This window comes from Stutzerimonas chloritidismutans AW-1 (assembly GCF_000495915.1).
GTDB lineage: Bacteria > Pseudomonadota > Gammaproteobacteria > Pseudomonadales > Pseudomonadaceae > Stutzerimonas > Stutzerimonas chloritidismutans.
Genome location: NZ_AOFQ01000007.1, coordinates 25,777 through 41,238 on the forward strand (window position 1 = coordinate 25,777; position 15,462 = coordinate 41,238).

Consider the following 15,462-nt stretch of genomic DNA (forward strand, 5'->3'; position numbering starts at 1 on the left):
GCTGACTCTTCCGAAGGCAACTCGAGGTGCATCGGTCATGGCTCTGCAACTGGTAGTCGGCGACAAGAACTATTCATCCTGGTCGCTTCGCGCCGCGCTGGCAGTGGAACTGTCCGGCGCTGCGTGCGAACAGGTTCCGGTCTCACTCTATCGGCCGGACAGCCGAGCCCGGCTGCTGGCTTACTCGCCCACCGGCAAGGTGCCGGTGCTTCTGACCGAGGACGGCCCGGTGTGGGATTCGCTGGCAATCGCCGAATACCTGGCAGAGCAGTTCCCTGATGCAAACCTGTGGCCGCGTGAGCGCTATGCGCGCGCATTGGCGCGAAGTATCTGCGCGGAGATGCACAGCGGCTTTCAGGCACTGCGCAGCCATCTGCCGATGGATATGGCGCGCGGCCAGGCCTTGCCCGAGCTTCCCGATGCAGTGCAGGCAGACATCGAGCGAATCTGCGCCATCTGGAGCGGTTGCCGCGAGCGCTTTGGCCGGAGTGGTGATTATCTGTTTGGCCAGCCAAGCATTGCCGACGCCTTCTATGCGCCGGTGGCTTCGCGCCTGCGCAGTTATCAGGTGGCCTTGCCAGCTGCCGCAGCAAGCTACGTCGAGACGATCCATCAGTGGCCGGCTTTTCAGCGCTGGCATCGGAGTGCCCTGCAGGAAGTGCGAAAGTGAAACGAATCCATGTCGCCGCAGCCGTCATTCGTGGTGCCGACGGGCGCGTACTGATCGCCAAGCGCCCGCTCGACAAGCATCAGGGTGGGTTGTGGGAGTTTCCCGGCGGCAAGGTCGAGGCTGGTGAGCGCGTCGAGGCGGCGCTGGCGCGCGAGTTGCTGGAGGAGTTGGGCATCGTCGTTACCGCGGCGCAGCCGCTGATCCAGGTGCGCCACGATTATCCGGACAAGCAAGTGCTGCTCGATGTCTGGGAGGTGCAGGCGTTTACCGGTGAACCCCACGGGGCGGAAGGCCAGCCGCTGATGTGGGTGACGGCCGACCAGCTGACGAACTACAGCTTTCCTGCCGCCAATCAGCCGATCGTGGCGGCTGCGCGCCTGCCGCAGCGCTATCTGATCACCCCCGATGGTGTCGCTCCGCAGCGGTTGCTCGATGGACTCGTGCGGGCGCTGGATGAGGGCATCCGGCTGATTCAGCTGCGTGCACCGTCGCTATCCGTCGTCGATTATCGTGCGCTGGCGGAAAGGGCACTTGGCTTGTGCGAGGGTCGCGCCCAGCTGATGCTTAAAGGCCCGCTGCAGTGGGCTGGCGACTATCCCCAAGCGGGTTGGCACCTGACGGCCGCACAGCTGCGGCAGGGGGGGGCAGAGCGGCCGATACCGGCCGAACAATGGCTGGCCGCCTCCTGCCATGATGCCAAGGAGCTGGAACTGGCCGCCGCATTGGGAGTAGATTTCATCACGTTGTCGCCGGTGCAGGTCACTGTGAGTCATCCGGAAGCGTCGCCACTGGGTTGGGCGTCTGTTGCTGATTTGCTGTTAGGCTTTGACCGGCCGGTTTACCTGCTGGGCGGCCTGGCCGCGGTGGATATTCCCAGAGCTCGTGCGGCAGGCGCCCAGGGCATCGCGGCAATCCGAGCGTTCTGGCCGAATTGAACCGCAGGCGGTATTTGCCGGTCACTGCCGGTGCAGCCCGCAAACTGACACCGAAATATGTCATTGATAGTTAAAAGCAATCGGCGCAATTCCCTTAATCAATTATCGGTATGCTGTCGGCTACGCTATCGTAGGCCCCGTTAAGTTTTCTGAACCCCCCAAAGGAGTTAGCAGATGTCGCTGATCAACACTCAAGTTCAACCCTTCAAAGTCAATGCCTTCCACAACGGCAAGTTCATCGAAGTCACCGAAGAATCCCTGAAGGGCAAGTGGTCCGTGCTGATCTTCATGCCGGCTGCCTTCACCTTCAACTGCCCGACTGAAATCGAAGACGCAGCCAACAGCTACGCCGAATTCCAGAAGGCCGGTACCGAGGTTTACATCGTCACCACCGACACCCATTTCTCGCACAAGGTCTGGCATGAAACTTCCCCTGCCGTTGGCAAGGCGCAGTTCCCGCTGATCGGTGACCCGACTCACCAGCTGACCCGCGCTTTCGGTGTGCACATCGAAGAAGAAGGTCTGGCTCTGCGTGGCACCTTCCTGATCAACCCGGAAGGCGTGATCAAGACCGTCGAGATTCATTCCAACGAGATCGCCCGTGACGTGTCGGAAACTCTGCGCAAGCTGAAAGCCGCTCAGTACACCGCCGCTCACCCGGGCGAAGTCTGCCCGGCCAAGTGGAAAGAAGGCGAGAAGACCCTGGCTCCTTCGCTGGACCTGGTCGGCAAGATCTAAGGCTTCGCCTATCTGCCCTGCGTGCTGGAGAGGCTGTAACCGGCCTCTCCAACCCAACGCCTGGACGCGAACCGTCCGGGCGTTTTATTTCCTGAATTCCGTACGGGGTACCGCTGCTCATGTTGGACACCAATCTCAAGACCCAGTTGAAAGCCTACCTGGAGAAGGTCACCCAGCCCTTCGAGATCGTCGCGTCCCTCGATGACGGCGAGAAATCCCGGGAAATGCTGAGCCTGCTGCAAGACATCGCCGAGCTCAGCGACAAGATCACCCTCAAGACCGACGGTGACGATGCACGCAAGCCGTCGTTCTCGCTCAACCGCATCGGCGGCAACATCAGCCTGCGTTTTGCCGGCATCCCCATGGGCCACGAATTCACCTCGCTGGTGCTGGCCCTGCTGCAGGTCGGCGGTCATCCGTCGAAGACGGCACCGGAAGTGATCGAGCAGATCAAGGCGCTGGATGGCGACTACAGCTTCGAAACCTACTTCTCGCTGTCCTGCCAGAACTGCCCGGACGTGGTCCAGGCGCTGAACCTGATGGCCGTGCTGAACCCCAACATCAAGCACGTCGCCATCGACGGCGCACTGTTCCAGGACGAAGTCGAAGCTCGTCAGATCATGTCGGTGCCGAGCATCTACCTCAACGGCGAGCTGTTCACCCAAGGTCGCATGAGTGAGGAAGAGATTCTCGCCAAGCTCGATACCGGCTCCAGCGCCCGTGACGCCGAAAAGCTCAAGGCCAAGGACGCCTTCGACGTGCTTGTGGTCGGCGGTGGCCCGGCCGGCGCCGCAGCGGCGATCTACGCGGCGCGCAAGGGCATCCGCACCGGTGTCGCCGCCGAGCGCTTCGGCGGTCAGGTGCTCGACACCATGGCCATCGAGAACTTCATCTCGGTGAAGGAAACCGAAGGCCCGAAACTGGCCCGCGCGCTGGAAGAGCACGTGCGCGAGTACGAGGTCGACATCATGAACCTGCAGCGCGCCAGCCAGCTGATCCCGGCCGGCGACGACGGCCTGCACCGCGTGCAGTTCGAGAACGGCGGCGAGCTCAAGGCCAAGACCCTGATCCTCGCCACCGGCGCGCGCTGGCGCGAAATGAAGGTGCCGGGCGAGCAGGAATACCGCGGTCGTGGCGTCGCCTACTGCCCGCACTGCGACGGCCCGCTGTTCAAGGGCAAGCGCGTGGCGGTGATCGGCGGCGGCAACTCGGGCGTGGAAGCGGCCATCGACCTGGCCGGCATCGTCGCCCACGTGACCCTGCTCGAGTTCGGTGAGGAACTGCGTGCCGACGCCGTGCTGCAGCGCAAGCTCAACAGCCTGCCCAACGTCCGCGTGCTGAAGATGGCGCAGACCACCGAGGTCAAAGGCGACGGCCAGAAGGTCACCGGCCTGGTCTACAAGGACCGCAGCAGCGAAGAAATGCACAGCGTCGAGCTGGAAGGCATCTTCGTGCAGATCGGCCTGCTGCCCAACAGCGAATGGCTCAAGGGCACCCTGGAGCTGTCGCGTTTCGGCGAGATCATCGTCGACGCCAAGGGCCAGACCAGCATCCCCGGCGTGTTCGCTGCCGGTGACGTGACCACGGTGCCGTACAAGCAGATCGTGATCGCCGTCGGCGAAGGCGCCAAGGCCTCGCTGAGCGCCTTCGATCACCTGATCCGGTCGTCCGCGCCGGCCTGAATCGAAGCGCAATAAAGAAGGGGAGCAGCCGCGAGGTTGCTCCCCTTTTTCGTTTCTGGCGCTCGGCGGGACGCTCAGGCAGAAGCGAACGCCTGCCGGCGCGCCGGGTCTCAGGACGTACATGCCGAGCAGTCCATGGAGCTGTCCACAACGATGATGAATGCGCAAACGCTGCAGAGCTCACGCCGGGTCGTGCTGACCTATGCCAACCGACCACGCGAGCCGCAGCACGAGAAGGTCGTCCACGCGGCCTTGGCCGAACGCCTGGCGACCTTGCTGGGGACGAGTTACGGCGGTGAGTACGATCCAACGCGTCGCTATGACGCCCATCCCTACCTGATACCGTCGGGCACCGTCGTCGGCCTCCGCGAAGCCCAGGAGCTGGGGCTGAACGAGGAGGGTGACCTGTTTGGTGGTGTCGTGCCGCAGGCCTTCGTCGAAACCAAAGCGATCACACACCCGCTGGTGCGTCCGGACGCCGTGGCGCCGGTCGGCTGGTCGCGGGACTTCAGTACCCAGGTCAAGGGCAGCGTGCTGGCCGGCTACAGCGCCTTCAGCATTGAGGATGCGCGTGACGCCGGGCGGCGCCTTTTGCACGAAGGGCCGGTGCGGATCAAGCCGGTACGCGCCACTGGTGGCCGCGGGCAGCTGCGCGTCGATGATGCCGATACCCTCGATAAGGCCTTGTTTGCGCTCGATGAAAAGGAGCTGGCCCAGTACGGCCTGGTTCTGGAGGCGCATCTGGATCGCGTCATCACCTTCAGTGTCGGCCAGGTACGTGTCGGGGGCCGTCTGGCCAGTTACTACGGTACGCAGCGCCTGACTCGGGACAACGCGGGCAACGAGGTGTATGGCGGCTCGGATCTGGTGGTTGTCGATGGCGACTTCGAGGCGCTGATGGCCCTTGATCTGCCGGAGACGACTCGTCTGGCCGTGCGCCAGGCGCAGGTCTACGACGAGGCAGCCTCGGCCTGTTATCGGCATTTCTTCGCCTCGCGACGCAACTACGACATCGCCCAGGGCGTCGATGGCCGGGGCCGGTCACGTTCCGGCGTGCTCGAGCAATCCTGGCGTATCGGCGGTGCCAGCAGCGCTGAAGTGGCTGCCCTGGAAGTCTTCAGGCAAGGCACTTCGGCGCGCGCGGTGAAGGCGTCTTCGCTGGAGTTCTATGGGCGCGAGCAGAGCGTGCCGGCCGGTGCGCAAGTTCTGTATCGGGACGAGGACGCCGATGTGGGTTTCATCACCAAGTGTGTAACGGTGGAGGACTATGGCGACGCATAGCGAAATGGTGAACATCCTGGTGGGTGATGAGCATATCGCCGGGACCTTCCTCTCACCGCCGGAGAAGATGCCAGGCGTGCTGTTCGTACACGGTTGGGGTGGCAGCCAGCAGCGCGACCTGAACCGCGCGCGTGGTATCGCCGGGCTTGGTTGTGTCTGCCTGTCGTTCGATCTGCGCGGCCATGCGCAGACCCGCGCGCAACAGGAAACCGTGACGCGGGAGCAGAACCTCAATGATCTGCTCGCCGCTTACGATCTGCTGGCCCAGCACCCGCATATCGACCCCTCCGCGATTGCAGTGGTCGGCACCAGCTATGGCGGCTACCTCGCGGCGATTCTCACCGAGCTGCGTCCGGTGAAGTGGCTGGCCCTGCGCGTGCCGGCGCTGTACCGCGACGAGGAGTGGCAGGTGCCCAAGCGGCAGCTCGATCGCGACGTCCTCAACCAGCTGCGCAGCCGGCGCGTGCTACCGGACGAGAACCGCGCGTTGGCCGCCTGCGCGGCGTTTCGCGGCGACGTGCTGATCGTCGAATCCGAGCACGATACCTTCGTCCCGCACGAAACCATCATGAGCTATCGTGCCGCCTTCCACGGCACCCACTCCCTCACCCATCGCATCATCGACGGTGCCGACCATGCGCTGAGCAACGAGCGCTGCCAGGAGGCCTACACCTCGATTCTGGTGAACTGGGCGACCGAGATGATCATCGGCGCGCGTCTCGACGAAAAATCTCCTGAGGGCTTCAAGGCGGTCGACGAGTAGCAGGTCAGCACTCGCCTCCAACGGCCCTTGGGGCACGCAGCGGAGAGCACTGCGTCAGTCCGCTCACTCGGGATGTGTCGGTGGGGGCGTGGGGCCGACGAAACGACTCCAGCGGCGGTCGAGCACCTGCTGCTTGAGCACTTCGATGACGTCGACCAGCAGTTCTTCCAGCGCCAGGTCGGTATTTTCGTCCTGGTAGACCCAGGCATCGAAGAACTCGTCGGCGAGATTGCCGGCCAGTGCCTGGAACTGCGGGCCACGCATGCCTTCCACGGCGCCCTGCAGCAGCCGCGCGGCGATGTCGCCGAGTGCATCGTCGAGCGTGCTGGCCAGGCGGTTGCCCAGTGGCAGGCGCCGCAGATTGTGCATCTCGGGATTGTTCTGCAGCGCCTGGTGAATCAGTTGGCTGACATAACCTTCGATGGCGCCGCGATTGTCGCGGTAGCCAGTCTCCAGCATGTCCTGCAGGCGCCGCGAGATGTCGTTGAGCAAGCGCTGTTTGCGCGGCCGCACCACTTCCTGCAGCAGCCGGCGCGAAAGGTCGTCGCTGGCGCCGATCTCCTGCTGCAGGCGGCCGAACAGGCGCACCATCACCCGGTCGGAAAGCTCCTCGATCAGCAGGTAGTAATAACGGCTGAAAAGGCCGTAGATGGCCCAGCCGCGCATGTCGATCAGCCCTAGGCGCTGCAGGCGGATCAGCAGCGCGCCGACACGCAGTACGCGCAACCAGCGCAGCCCGGCCAGGGGAATGCAGCCGAGCACGTCATACCAGTGCGCGAACGGGTAGTAGTACCAGCGTGCATAGCGGCGCTCGAACAGTGCCACGGTCCAGCCGAGCAGCACGTCGAGGACGAAGATCGCGACGAAGCCCAGGTCGATGTACTGGAAGTTGGCGTGGACACTCTGCTGGTAACGCGCGTGCAGCTCTGGCGCGAGGTCCGCCAGCACTGCGCTGACAGGCTGCAGGGCGAACAGGCTGTCGAACAGAATCAGCGACAGGTTGATGCACACCAACAGAACGATGAAGGCTTCCCAGGCGGCGTGCAGCTGGTCGCGACGGCGGGCCTGTCGCGCCACGACCGGCTCAGTCATCCGCGGCAGGTGAAGCAGCGGCTGGCTGCCAGAGTATTTCACCGCAACCCTGGCGCCGAGCGATCAGGCGGGCGGCGACGAACAGCGCATCGGAGAGCCGGTTCAGATAGGCCAGCAGCACCGGGCGTACCGTTTCGCTGGCATTGAGCTGCTGACAACGACGCTCGGCAGTGCGCGTCATGCTGCGGCACAGGTGGGCGAGGGCGATCAGCCGGGAACCGCCTGGCAGGATGAATTCCTTCAGCGGCCCGAGCTCCTGGTTCCAGCGATCGATGGCCTGTTCCAGCCGCTCGATTTCGTTGTCCTGCAGCGCCTGGTAGTCGGGCATCGCCAGCTCGCCGCCGAGGTCGAACAAACGGTGCTGGCAAGGCGCGAAAACGCTGATCAGCTCGTCGAGCGTTGGCCACTGCACCTGCGCATCGGCCAGTTCGGCCAGCAACAGGCCGAGCTGACTGTTGAGGGTGTCGACCTCGCCCATGGCCTCCACGCGAGGATGGTCCTTGGCAACCCGACGGCCGTCGCCGAGGCCGGTTTCGCCGCTATCGCCGGTGCGGGTGTAGATTTTCGACAGTCGATTGCCCATGTATCGGTTCCTTGGTTCAGGTCGCCATCTGCTCGCCGGGCGAGCTCAGCGGCAACCGCAGGGTGAACGTGGTGCCGTGGCCAGCTTGGCACTGCACCTCCATCTGCCCCTGATGGTTGTTGGTGATGATGAAATACGAGACGGAAAGACCCAGCCCGGTTCCCTGGCCGACTTCCTTGGTGGTGAAGAACGGCTCGAAGATGCGCTTGCGCACATTCTCCGGGATGCCGCCGCCGTTGTCCTCGACCTGAATTTCCGCCCACGGCGGATTCAGGCGCGTGCGCAGGATGATCTGTCCCGGCTCGTCGCTCTGATGGGTATGGATGGCCTGTGCAGCGTTCTTCAGCAGGTTGAGCAAGACCTGCTCCAGCTCGTTGCCGATGCACGGTACGCGGTCGATCCGCGGGTCGAAGTCACGAACGATATCGATGGCCTTGAAGTCGAAGCCTTCCATCAGGGCGAAGTCGTTTCCGGCGATCTCCAGTGCCTGATCGATCAGAACGGGCAACTGGCAGTCCGCCAGCTGACGGTTGCTCATGCGGCTGAAGCTGAGCATGTGGCTGACGATCTTCGCCGCGCGCGAGCCGGCCTGCTGGATACCATCGAGCAGCTGCGGCACTTCGCGGCGCTGTAGGTACTGGTTGACCGCTTCCAGGCGCACGCCGGTTTCCTCCGCGGCCTCGCGATTGCGCTCGAGCTCGGGCGAGAGCCGGCGGCGGATGTTCTGCGCGTTGTGCAGGATGGCGCCGAGAGGATTGTTGATCTCGTGGGCCATGCCGGCCGCGAGGCTGCCCACCGAGAGCATTTTCTCCGACTGCACCATCATTTCTTCCATGTTGATGCGCTGGGTGATGTCGTCGATGCGGATCACCACACCGCGGCCACCTGCGCCGGTCAGTGGGTAGCAGGTCAGCGCATAGTGGTGCGGCTCGTCGTTGCGCATCCAGGTCACCCGCTCGATCTTCGCCACCACGTGCTGTTCCGAAGTACGGCGGATCTGCGCGAGAAACGGCTTGAGCGGCTCGAAGGCGACGAACACCGGCTGGTTGAGGGCGTCATCCAGCGGCGTGCCGGAGAGGGCGCTGGCTTCCTGGTTCCATTGAGTAACGTAGAGCTGTTCATCGAGGGCGATCAGCGCGGAGGGCATCGAGTCGATGATGCTGTTGAGGTATTTCTGGAAGCCGGTCAGCTTCTGCTCGATCTTGCTGCGCACCTGCACTTCCAGCTCCAGCTTGCGGTTGGAGTGGCGGGTTTCCTCGGCCAGGCCCTGGGCATGATCGAATGCCTCCTGGGCATCGTCACGGGCGCGCTTGAGCTGCTGCTCGCGGGCCTCCATGCGCGACAGCATGGTGTTGAAGGCATCGGCCAACCGGCCGATCTCGTCCTGGTTGCCGGGCTTGGCGCGCAGGGAATAGTCCTCCTCGCGGGTGACCTGGCGTGACAGCGCCTCCAGATCGCGAATCGGGCGGGTAATGAGCTGGCGGATCTGCCGCGCAACCAGGATCCACAGCAGCAGGCTGGCAACGAGAATGGCCAGGCTGGCGGTCAGCGTGCCGGTGTAGAAGGCGCCGGGCAGCTCGCTGCTGGCGACCATCAGCAGATGCCCGGCACTGCCATCGGCTTGCGGCAGCCTGACCAGCAGGTTGGCGCGAATCTCGCTGGCGCGCCAACGTTCGACATCGCTGAGCTGTTCCGGCAGACGCAATCGGTCGCCTTGCTGGAGTTGCGCGAGGCTGTTGCCGTCACGGTCGTAGATCATCGCCGCGCGCAGCGGTGCGTAGCCTTCGAGGCGCTTGAGCAATCTACTGGCGGCTTCCGGCGAAGACAGCGCCCGCGCGCTCAGTTCTTCGGTAGCGAATAGCTCGCCGAGGGTGTGCATGGCCTGCGGCGCGACGCTCTGCCGTGAAATCCAGTAGGCCGCGCTGATGAACGTCAGGTTGGAAACCAGCAGAACGGCGGCAAGCAGGACGAGCAGGGCCAGCAGCAGTTTGCGACCGACCGGAAGGTTTTCGAGGCGCTGACGCAGGATCATTGGCGGGACACGGCATAGCAGAGAGTTTCTGCAGGGTAGCCGCGGCTCAGTCCGTGGGCAATCCGCGCTGGCTCAGGTGTTCACGCAGGTGGCGGTGCAGCTCGTGCAGCCGGGGTAGCGCGAGCCCCAGCGAGTCGGCGCTGCGGCAGGCATGGCCGAGCAGGTAGGCGATCTCGGTGCGCCGGCCGAGTCGAACGTCCTGATACATCGATGAATAGTTGGCCGCGGTGGCGTCGATCACCCGCAGTACCTCGCCTTGCAGATCGCTGGCCGCGGCTGGCTGACCGCTGGCTTCGAGCAGATCGACGAGTTCTTGGCAAAGCCCGGAGAGCTGCTCGCGATGCTGCAGCAGCTCGCCATTACGGCAATCGTGGAGCACCGTCAGCGGATTGATCGCGCAGTTCAGTGCCAGCTTGCGCCAGAGCCGCGCCAGGATGTCGCTGGACCAGGTTTGCGGGATGCCCGCTCTGTTCAGTTCGTCCAGCCAGGCCGGTGCACTGCCGCCGTTCGAATCGCCCAGCCAGTTCTGCCCACGGCCGGCGAACACGACATGGAAATCGTCTTGTCGATAGGCCCCTTCGGTACTCGACACGAAGATGCAACGCGCCTGCGGCCAGCGTTCGGCGATGGCCTGCTGGCTGCCGAGGCCGTTCTGCAACAGGAGTATTTCGCAGCCAGAGGAGAGGCGGGACGCCACCTGAGCGACCGCGGCTTCGGCGTCGTAGGCCTTGCATGCAACCAGCAGGCGCTGGATTGGTTCGCTCGCATCAGGCAGTTCTGCCGGGATGGCGTAGAGCCGAGATAGATCTTCGGCAGTCAGCGTGAGTCCTCCGGCGCGCTGGTAATCGGCGAGGCGCTGGGCAGAGCGCAGGATTATCCGTACTGTTGCGTCCGCTCCAGCCAGGCGGGCCGCCCAGAGGCTGCCGAGTGCGCCTGCGCCGAGGACGTGCCAGCTCACCCTCAGGCCGACTGCTTCAGGCGCAACGGCACGATGCGGCCGGTGCTGTAGGCGCTCGGCAGCAGGGCGGCCGCGCGCTCGATGATGGTTTCAGGCGCGATCGGCAGCGCATCGGTGTCGAGGCTGATCAGACTGATTCCCGCCTTGATGGATACGAAACCCTCGCTGGTCTTCAGCGCCCTGAGGTTCAGGCCTTCATGCAGGCGCTTGAAGCTGCTTGGCGAGCACCCCTTGAGATCGTTGACCAGGGCCAGCAGGCCGAACTGGCTTTCATTGATTCGGCACACGACATCCAGCGGGCGGACGAGCTGCTGCAGGCGTGTGCCGATGGCGCTGAGGATTTCCGCGTAGACCGCATCGCCATAGCGCTCGCGCAGCGCATCGGCGTCGGGCAGGCCGATCTGCAGGTAGTACAGCGCCGTGCCGCGGTTCTCCATCTGGCGCAGGCTGGCCGCCAGGCGCTGGTGCATGTAGCGGGCGTTGCCGAGATGGGTCTGCGGGTCCTGCAGGCTCTGCCCTTCGAGGCTCGCGACATTCTCTGCGAGCTGGTGATTCTCCTGCTTGAGCCGTTGCAGCGAGCCGCATAGACGGTCGGCGGCGAAGATGCGCGGCAACAGCTGCTCGTTCATCGCCGACTTGCTGATGAAATCGTCAACGCCGTGGTCGAACGCCTGCCCCAGGGCGTTCTCGCTGTCACGGCCGGTGAGCAGAATGATGTAGCTGTAGTGCCCGCTCTGGGCGTCGCGCTGGCGAATCTGGCCGGTCAGCTCGAGGCCGTCCATTTCCGGCATCAGCCAGTCCGCCAGCAGGACATGCGCGGGGCGTTGCGAATGCTGCACCAGTGCGTCGGCGGCGCTGCTGGCGAAGCGGATATCCTGGTAGCCGGCCTTGCTCAGCGCGCGACCGATCATGACGCTGGAGAATTTGGCGTCATCGACGACGAGAATGCTCAGGAGAGGGTTGGGCATGGCAAGCTCAATCAATTGAAGGGGGACGTCCTGTCACTCCTTGCCGTAGGGCGGGCGCTGACACGTCGAATCGTTATAATGACCGCGCTTTCTTAACCGTCAAGACATACGCGCTCGGCTCATGCGGCCGGTCGCGCTATACAGTGGAGGAATCCCCATGCCCTCGTTCGACGTGGTGTCCGAACTGGACAAGCACGAAGTCACCAACGCGGTCGATAACGCGATCAAGGAACTGGATCGTCGTTATGATCTGCGCGGCAAAGGCAGCTTCGAACATAAGGATCTGACCGTGCAGCTGACGGCGGACGCCGAGTTCCAATTGGAGCAGATGCTCGAGATCCTCAAGTTGAGCCTGGTCAAACGCAAGATCGATATCCAGTGCCTGGAGATCAAGGACGCCTACGCTTCCGGCAAGAGCACCAAGCAGGAAGTGGTGCTGCGCGAGGGCATCGACAAGGAGCTGGCGAAGAAGATCGTCGCCTACATCAAGGATGCCAAGCTCAAGGTGCAGGCCGCCATCCAGGGTGAGCAGGTACGCGTCACCGGCAAGAAGCGCGACGACTTGCAGGAAGCCATCGCCCTGCTGCGTGGCCACGAATTCGGCATGCCGCTGCAGTTCAACAACTTCCGCGACTGATCCTCCCTCCGCGCCTCGGCGCGTGCATTCATCCCCCGCTTTCCATCGGTGCTCGCGCTGCGGGCACCGATCCTCACAAGGAGTAATCCATGGACCTGAGCGTCGACTACCTGGTCGATCTTTCCGAATCCTGGCTGCCTGTGGTGCTGCAATACGGTGCCCAGGTGACCCTGGCGATATTGACCCTGCTGCTCGGCTGGTGGTTGATCAACACCCTGACCGGCAAGGTCGCCAGCCTGCTGCAGCGTCGTCATGTGGATCCGACTCTGCATGGTTTCATCGGCAGCCTCGCCAGCATCGTGCTCAAGGTGCTGCTGCTGGTCAGCGTGGCTTCGATGATCGGCGTGGAGACCACCTCGTTCATCGCCGTGATCGGTGCTGCCGGCCTGGCCATCGGTCTGGCGTTGCAGGGCAGCCTGGCGAACTTCGCTGGCGGCGTGCTGATTCTGCTGTTCCGTCCGATTCGGGTCGGCGAGTGGATCGAAGCCCAGGGCGTAGCGGGCACCGTGCATTCCATCCAGATATTCCATACGGTGCTCAAGTCTGCTGACAACAAGACCATCGTGGTGCCCAACGGCAGTCTGTCCAACGGTCATATCACCAATTACTCCCGCGAACCGCGGCGTCGTGCCGATATCAACGTCGGCATCGATTACGGCGCAGACATCAAGCTTGCGCGGCAGATACTGCTGGAAATCGCGCAGGACGAGCGCGTGTTGCGCGACCCCGAGCCGGTGGTATTTGTCACTGGGCTGGGTGACAGTTCGGTCAATCTGTCGTTGCGGGTCTGGGTCGCGACCGGTGATTTCTGGCCGGTGACCTTCGGTTTCACCGAACTGGTGAAGGAGCGTTTCGACGAGGCGGGGATCGGCATTCCGTTTCCGCAGCGCGTGGTGCACCTGGTTCAGAGCTGAGGTCTTGCCTGAACGAAGCGAAGCCGGCATTTGCCGGCTTCGTCGTTTCTGCTTGTCGCCTCAGGAATGTTCGGAGGCTGTTTCGTGCGGCGTGTCGTCCGGCTGCTGGCGGGTTCTGCGCCACTGCCAGACGATCAGAATCAGCGTCGGCACACCGAGCAACGCGGTGACCAGGAAGAAGTCGCTGTAGCCGAGGTGTTCCACCATGACCCCGGAGTAGCCACCCAGCAGACGGGGCAGCAACAGCATGAGCGAACTCAGCAGGGCGTATTGGGTGGCCGAGAACTTCAGGTTGGTCAGGCTGGACAGATAGGCGACGAAGGCGGTGGAGGCGAGGCCGCCGCTGAAGTTGTCGCAGGAGATGGTGACGATCAACATGTTCAGATTCGCGCCCATCTCTACCAGCAGCATGAACATCAGGTTGGTCGCTGCCGAGGCGACTCCGCCGATGAACAGGATTGGCAGGATGCTGAAACGCACGATAAGCAAGCCGCCGAAGGCCGCGCCGAGCAGCGTCATCACCAGACCGAACAGCTTGCTGACGCTGGCGATCTCGTCCTTGGAAAAACCCTGATCGATGTAGAACACGTTGGCCATCACGCCCATCACCGTATCCGACATTCGGTAGGTGGCGATCAGCCCCAACAGCAGCAGCGCCTGCCAGCGGTAGCGCAGGATGAAGTCGGTGATCGGCGTCAGCACCGGCCCCATCAGGATGCGCCCAGGTGCCGAGAGGCAGCCCCAGCAGATCAGCAGGTACATGGTGCCGCGCGGCCAGTAACCGCCCCAGTAGGACTGGAACATGCCGGTGGTCGACACCATGAGGATGATCAGCACGATCACCGATACCGCCTGGTGGGCGAAGTCGAAGCGCGCCGGTCGCTGGCGTTGCTTGGCTTGGCTGAAAATATGGCGTACCGGCACGAACAGCGCCCGGCCCATCGGCGAAATGCTGCCGAGGATGAATAGTGCATACAGCGTCGCTCGCGGCCAGGCCTGGGCGATCAGTGCGTTGATCATCGCCGGTATCGAGATCAGCAGCACCAGTAGCAGACCGACTGCAGCGAGCTGGTGATTGAAGCTGTAGCGCGAGGGCTCGTTGGGTAGCGGCGGGGCGGCGTCCGGCTCGCGGATCACCAGGCTGGTGATCAACCCCGGAAGGATCAACAGGGCGAAGGCGAAATAGGTCGTGGTCCAGGCGGCCTGGTTGTAGTCGAGGCTGCTCGAGCCCAGCCATTCGGCGAGGAAGAGCGCGCCGGCGCTGGCGAGCAGCATGGCGATGCGATAGCCAGTCATGTAACTGGCTGCCAGGGTCGCCTGCAACTTGTCCTCGGCGATCTCCAGGCGATAGGCATCGATGGCGATGTCCTGGGTAGCCGACGAAAACGCCACGACCACCGCCAGGGCGATGAGCATCGTGAGGTTGTATTGCGGGTTGCACAGGGCCATGCCAACCAGGCCGATGGCGATCAGCGCCTGCGACAGCACCAGCCAGGAGCGTCTGCGCCCGAGCGCGCCGATCCAGGGCAGTCGCCACTGGTCGAGCATCGGCGACCAGACCCATTTGAATGCATACGCCAGGCTGATCCAGCTGGCAAAGCCGATGGTTTCCCGCGAGACGCCCGCTTCGCGCAGCCAGACCGACAGCGTGGAGAACACCAGAACGGCGGGAAGACCCGCAGCGAAACCCAGCAACAGCAGGGCCAGCGTAGCGGGGCTGGCGTAGGCGGCTAGCGCATCGCGCCAGGTTTCACGGGACATACATCGAGGATCTGTGCAGTTTTGGACGAAGCGCGCACTCTAACCGCTGTGCTCCGTCGAATGCCAGCCGTGCCGACGCATGTCCACCCGGTCGTTGATGATGGTCAGCCCTTCAGCCCGCAGGCGCATGCGCTGCTCGTGCCCGGCAGGGGAACCGGCCGGCAGGCTGAGCCGTCCGCCGGCAGCGATCACCCGGTGCCAGGGCAGGCTGGTGCCGTCGGGCAGCTGAGACATCAACCGGCCAACCCAGCGGGCCGCGCGACCGAGTCCGGCCATGGCGGCCAGTTCGCCGTAGCTCACCACCTTACCCGGCGGTATCTGCGACATTACCAGATAAACAGCGGCACGCCGTGCATCGGCGTCGGCAGCAGGTGGCAGCAGTGGTGGAAGGTCGGCCATGACAGGTACTCCGGTGCAGGCAGGCGTACTGCGCGCCGAACTAGTGCTC

General features: G+C 63.8%; 15 protein-coding genes. 8 read left to right on the forward strand and 7 right to left on the reverse strand.

Annotated elements, in window-relative coordinates:
* Positions 1-37: 37 nt before the first annotated feature.
* From F753_RS28260 to F753_RS28285, 6 genes are all read left to right on the forward strand, one after another.
* Complete coding sequence (locus F753_RS28260; protein WP_023444089.1) at positions 38-670, forward strand: glutathione S-transferase family protein; 633 nt, start codon at positions 38-40, stop codon at positions 668-670.
* Complete coding sequence (locus F753_RS28265) at positions 667-1,605, forward strand: Nudix family hydrolase (protein WP_023444090.1); 939 nt, start codon at positions 667-669, stop codon at positions 1,603-1,605. The genes F753_RS28260 and F753_RS28265 overlap by 4 nt, the downstream gene beginning before the upstream one ends.
* A 174-nt stretch (positions 1,606-1,779) precedes the next feature.
* Positions 1,780-2,343, forward strand: coding sequence for an alkyl hydroperoxide reductase subunit C (ahpC, locus tag F753_RS28270; RefSeq protein WP_003284760.1), 564 nt, complete (start codon positions 1,780-1,782; stop codon positions 2,341-2,343).
* 119 nt (positions 2,344-2,462) lie between these two features.
* The gene (ahpF, locus tag F753_RS28275) at positions 2,463-4,025 is read left to right on the forward strand and encodes an alkyl hydroperoxide reductase subunit F (RefSeq protein WP_023444091.1); all 1,563 of its coding nucleotides are present in this window, start codon (positions 2,463-2,465) and stop codon (positions 4,023-4,025) included.
* Between the two features lie 153 nt (positions 4,026-4,178).
* Positions 4,179-5,306: a DUF3182 family protein gene (locus tag F753_RS28280; RefSeq protein ID WP_023444092.1), complete on the forward strand. Its 1,128-nt coding sequence runs from the start codon at positions 4,179-4,181 to the stop codon at positions 5,304-5,306.
* Complete coding sequence (locus tag F753_RS28285; RefSeq protein ID WP_023444093.1) at positions 5,293-6,069, forward strand: alpha/beta hydrolase family protein; 777 nt, start codon at positions 5,293-5,295, stop codon at positions 6,067-6,069. The genes F753_RS28280 and F753_RS28285 overlap by 14 nt, the downstream gene beginning before the upstream one ends.
* A gap of 63 nt (positions 6,070-6,132) precedes the next feature.
* Here F753_RS28285 and F753_RS28290 read toward each other — a convergent pair whose 3' ends face one another.
* The 5 genes from F753_RS28290 to F753_RS28310 are packed head-to-tail and all read right to left on the reverse strand — an operon-like array spanning position 6,133 to position 11,702.
* On the reverse strand, positions 6,133-7,161 hold the full coding sequence (locus F753_RS28290) for an ion transporter (protein ID WP_023444094.1): 1,029 nt from the start codon (positions 7,159-7,161) through the stop codon (positions 6,133-6,135).
* Positions 7,154-7,744 (reverse strand): cob(I)yrinic acid a,c-diamide adenosyltransferase, encoded by a 591-nt coding sequence (locus F753_RS28295; RefSeq protein WP_023444095.1) that lies wholly within the window; start codon positions 7,742-7,744, stop codon positions 7,154-7,156. Before F753_RS28295 ends, F753_RS28290 begins: the two co-directional genes overlap by 8 nt.
* 16 nt (positions 7,745-7,760) lie before the next feature.
* Positions 7,761-9,776: a sensor histidine kinase gene (locus F753_RS28300; protein WP_023444096.1), complete on the reverse strand. Its 2,016-nt coding sequence runs from the start codon at positions 9,774-9,776 to the stop codon at positions 7,761-7,763.
* A gap of 46 nt (positions 9,777-9,822) precedes the next feature.
* Complete coding sequence (locus tag F753_RS28305; protein WP_023444097.1) at positions 9,823-10,734, reverse strand: putative 2-dehydropantoate 2-reductase; 912 nt, start codon at positions 10,732-10,734, stop codon at positions 9,823-9,825.
* Between the two features lie 2 nt (positions 10,735-10,736).
* A complete protein-coding gene (locus F753_RS28310; protein ID WP_014819368.1) occupies positions 10,737-11,702 on the reverse strand; it encodes a response regulator in 966 nt (321 codons plus the stop codon).
* 157 nt (positions 11,703-11,859) lie between these two features.
* On the opposite strand from F753_RS28310, the gene F753_RS28315 reads away from it, so the two are divergent.
* Together F753_RS28315 and F753_RS28320 are read left to right on the forward strand one after the other, a co-directional pair.
* On the forward strand, positions 11,860-12,339 hold the full coding sequence (locus F753_RS28315; RefSeq protein ID WP_003299849.1) for a YajQ family cyclic di-GMP-binding protein: 480 nt from the start codon (positions 11,860-11,862) through the stop codon (positions 12,337-12,339).
* 89 nt (positions 12,340-12,428) lie between these two features.
* Positions 12,429-13,253 carry a mechanosensitive ion channel family protein gene (locus F753_RS28320; RefSeq protein WP_023444098.1) on the forward strand — a complete coding sequence of 275 codons (825 nt, stop codon included), beginning with the start codon at positions 12,429-12,431 and terminating at the stop codon, positions 13,251-13,253.
* Positions 13,254-13,313: 60 nt separating this feature from the next.
* Here F753_RS28320 and F753_RS28325 read toward each other — a convergent pair whose 3' ends face one another.
* Together F753_RS28325 and F753_RS28330 are read right to left on the reverse strand one after the other, a co-directional pair.
* Positions 13,314-15,014 carry an AmpG family muropeptide MFS transporter gene (locus F753_RS28325; protein WP_023444099.1) on the reverse strand — a complete coding sequence of 567 codons (1,701 nt, stop codon included), beginning with the start codon at positions 15,012-15,014 and terminating at the stop codon, positions 13,314-13,316.
* A 39-nt stretch (positions 15,015-15,053) separates the two neighbouring features.
* Positions 15,054-15,413 (reverse strand): MGMT family protein, encoded by a 360-nt coding sequence (locus F753_RS28330; RefSeq protein ID WP_014819370.1) that lies wholly within the window; start codon positions 15,411-15,413, stop codon positions 15,054-15,056.
* Positions 15,414-15,462 lie beyond the last annotated feature (49 nt).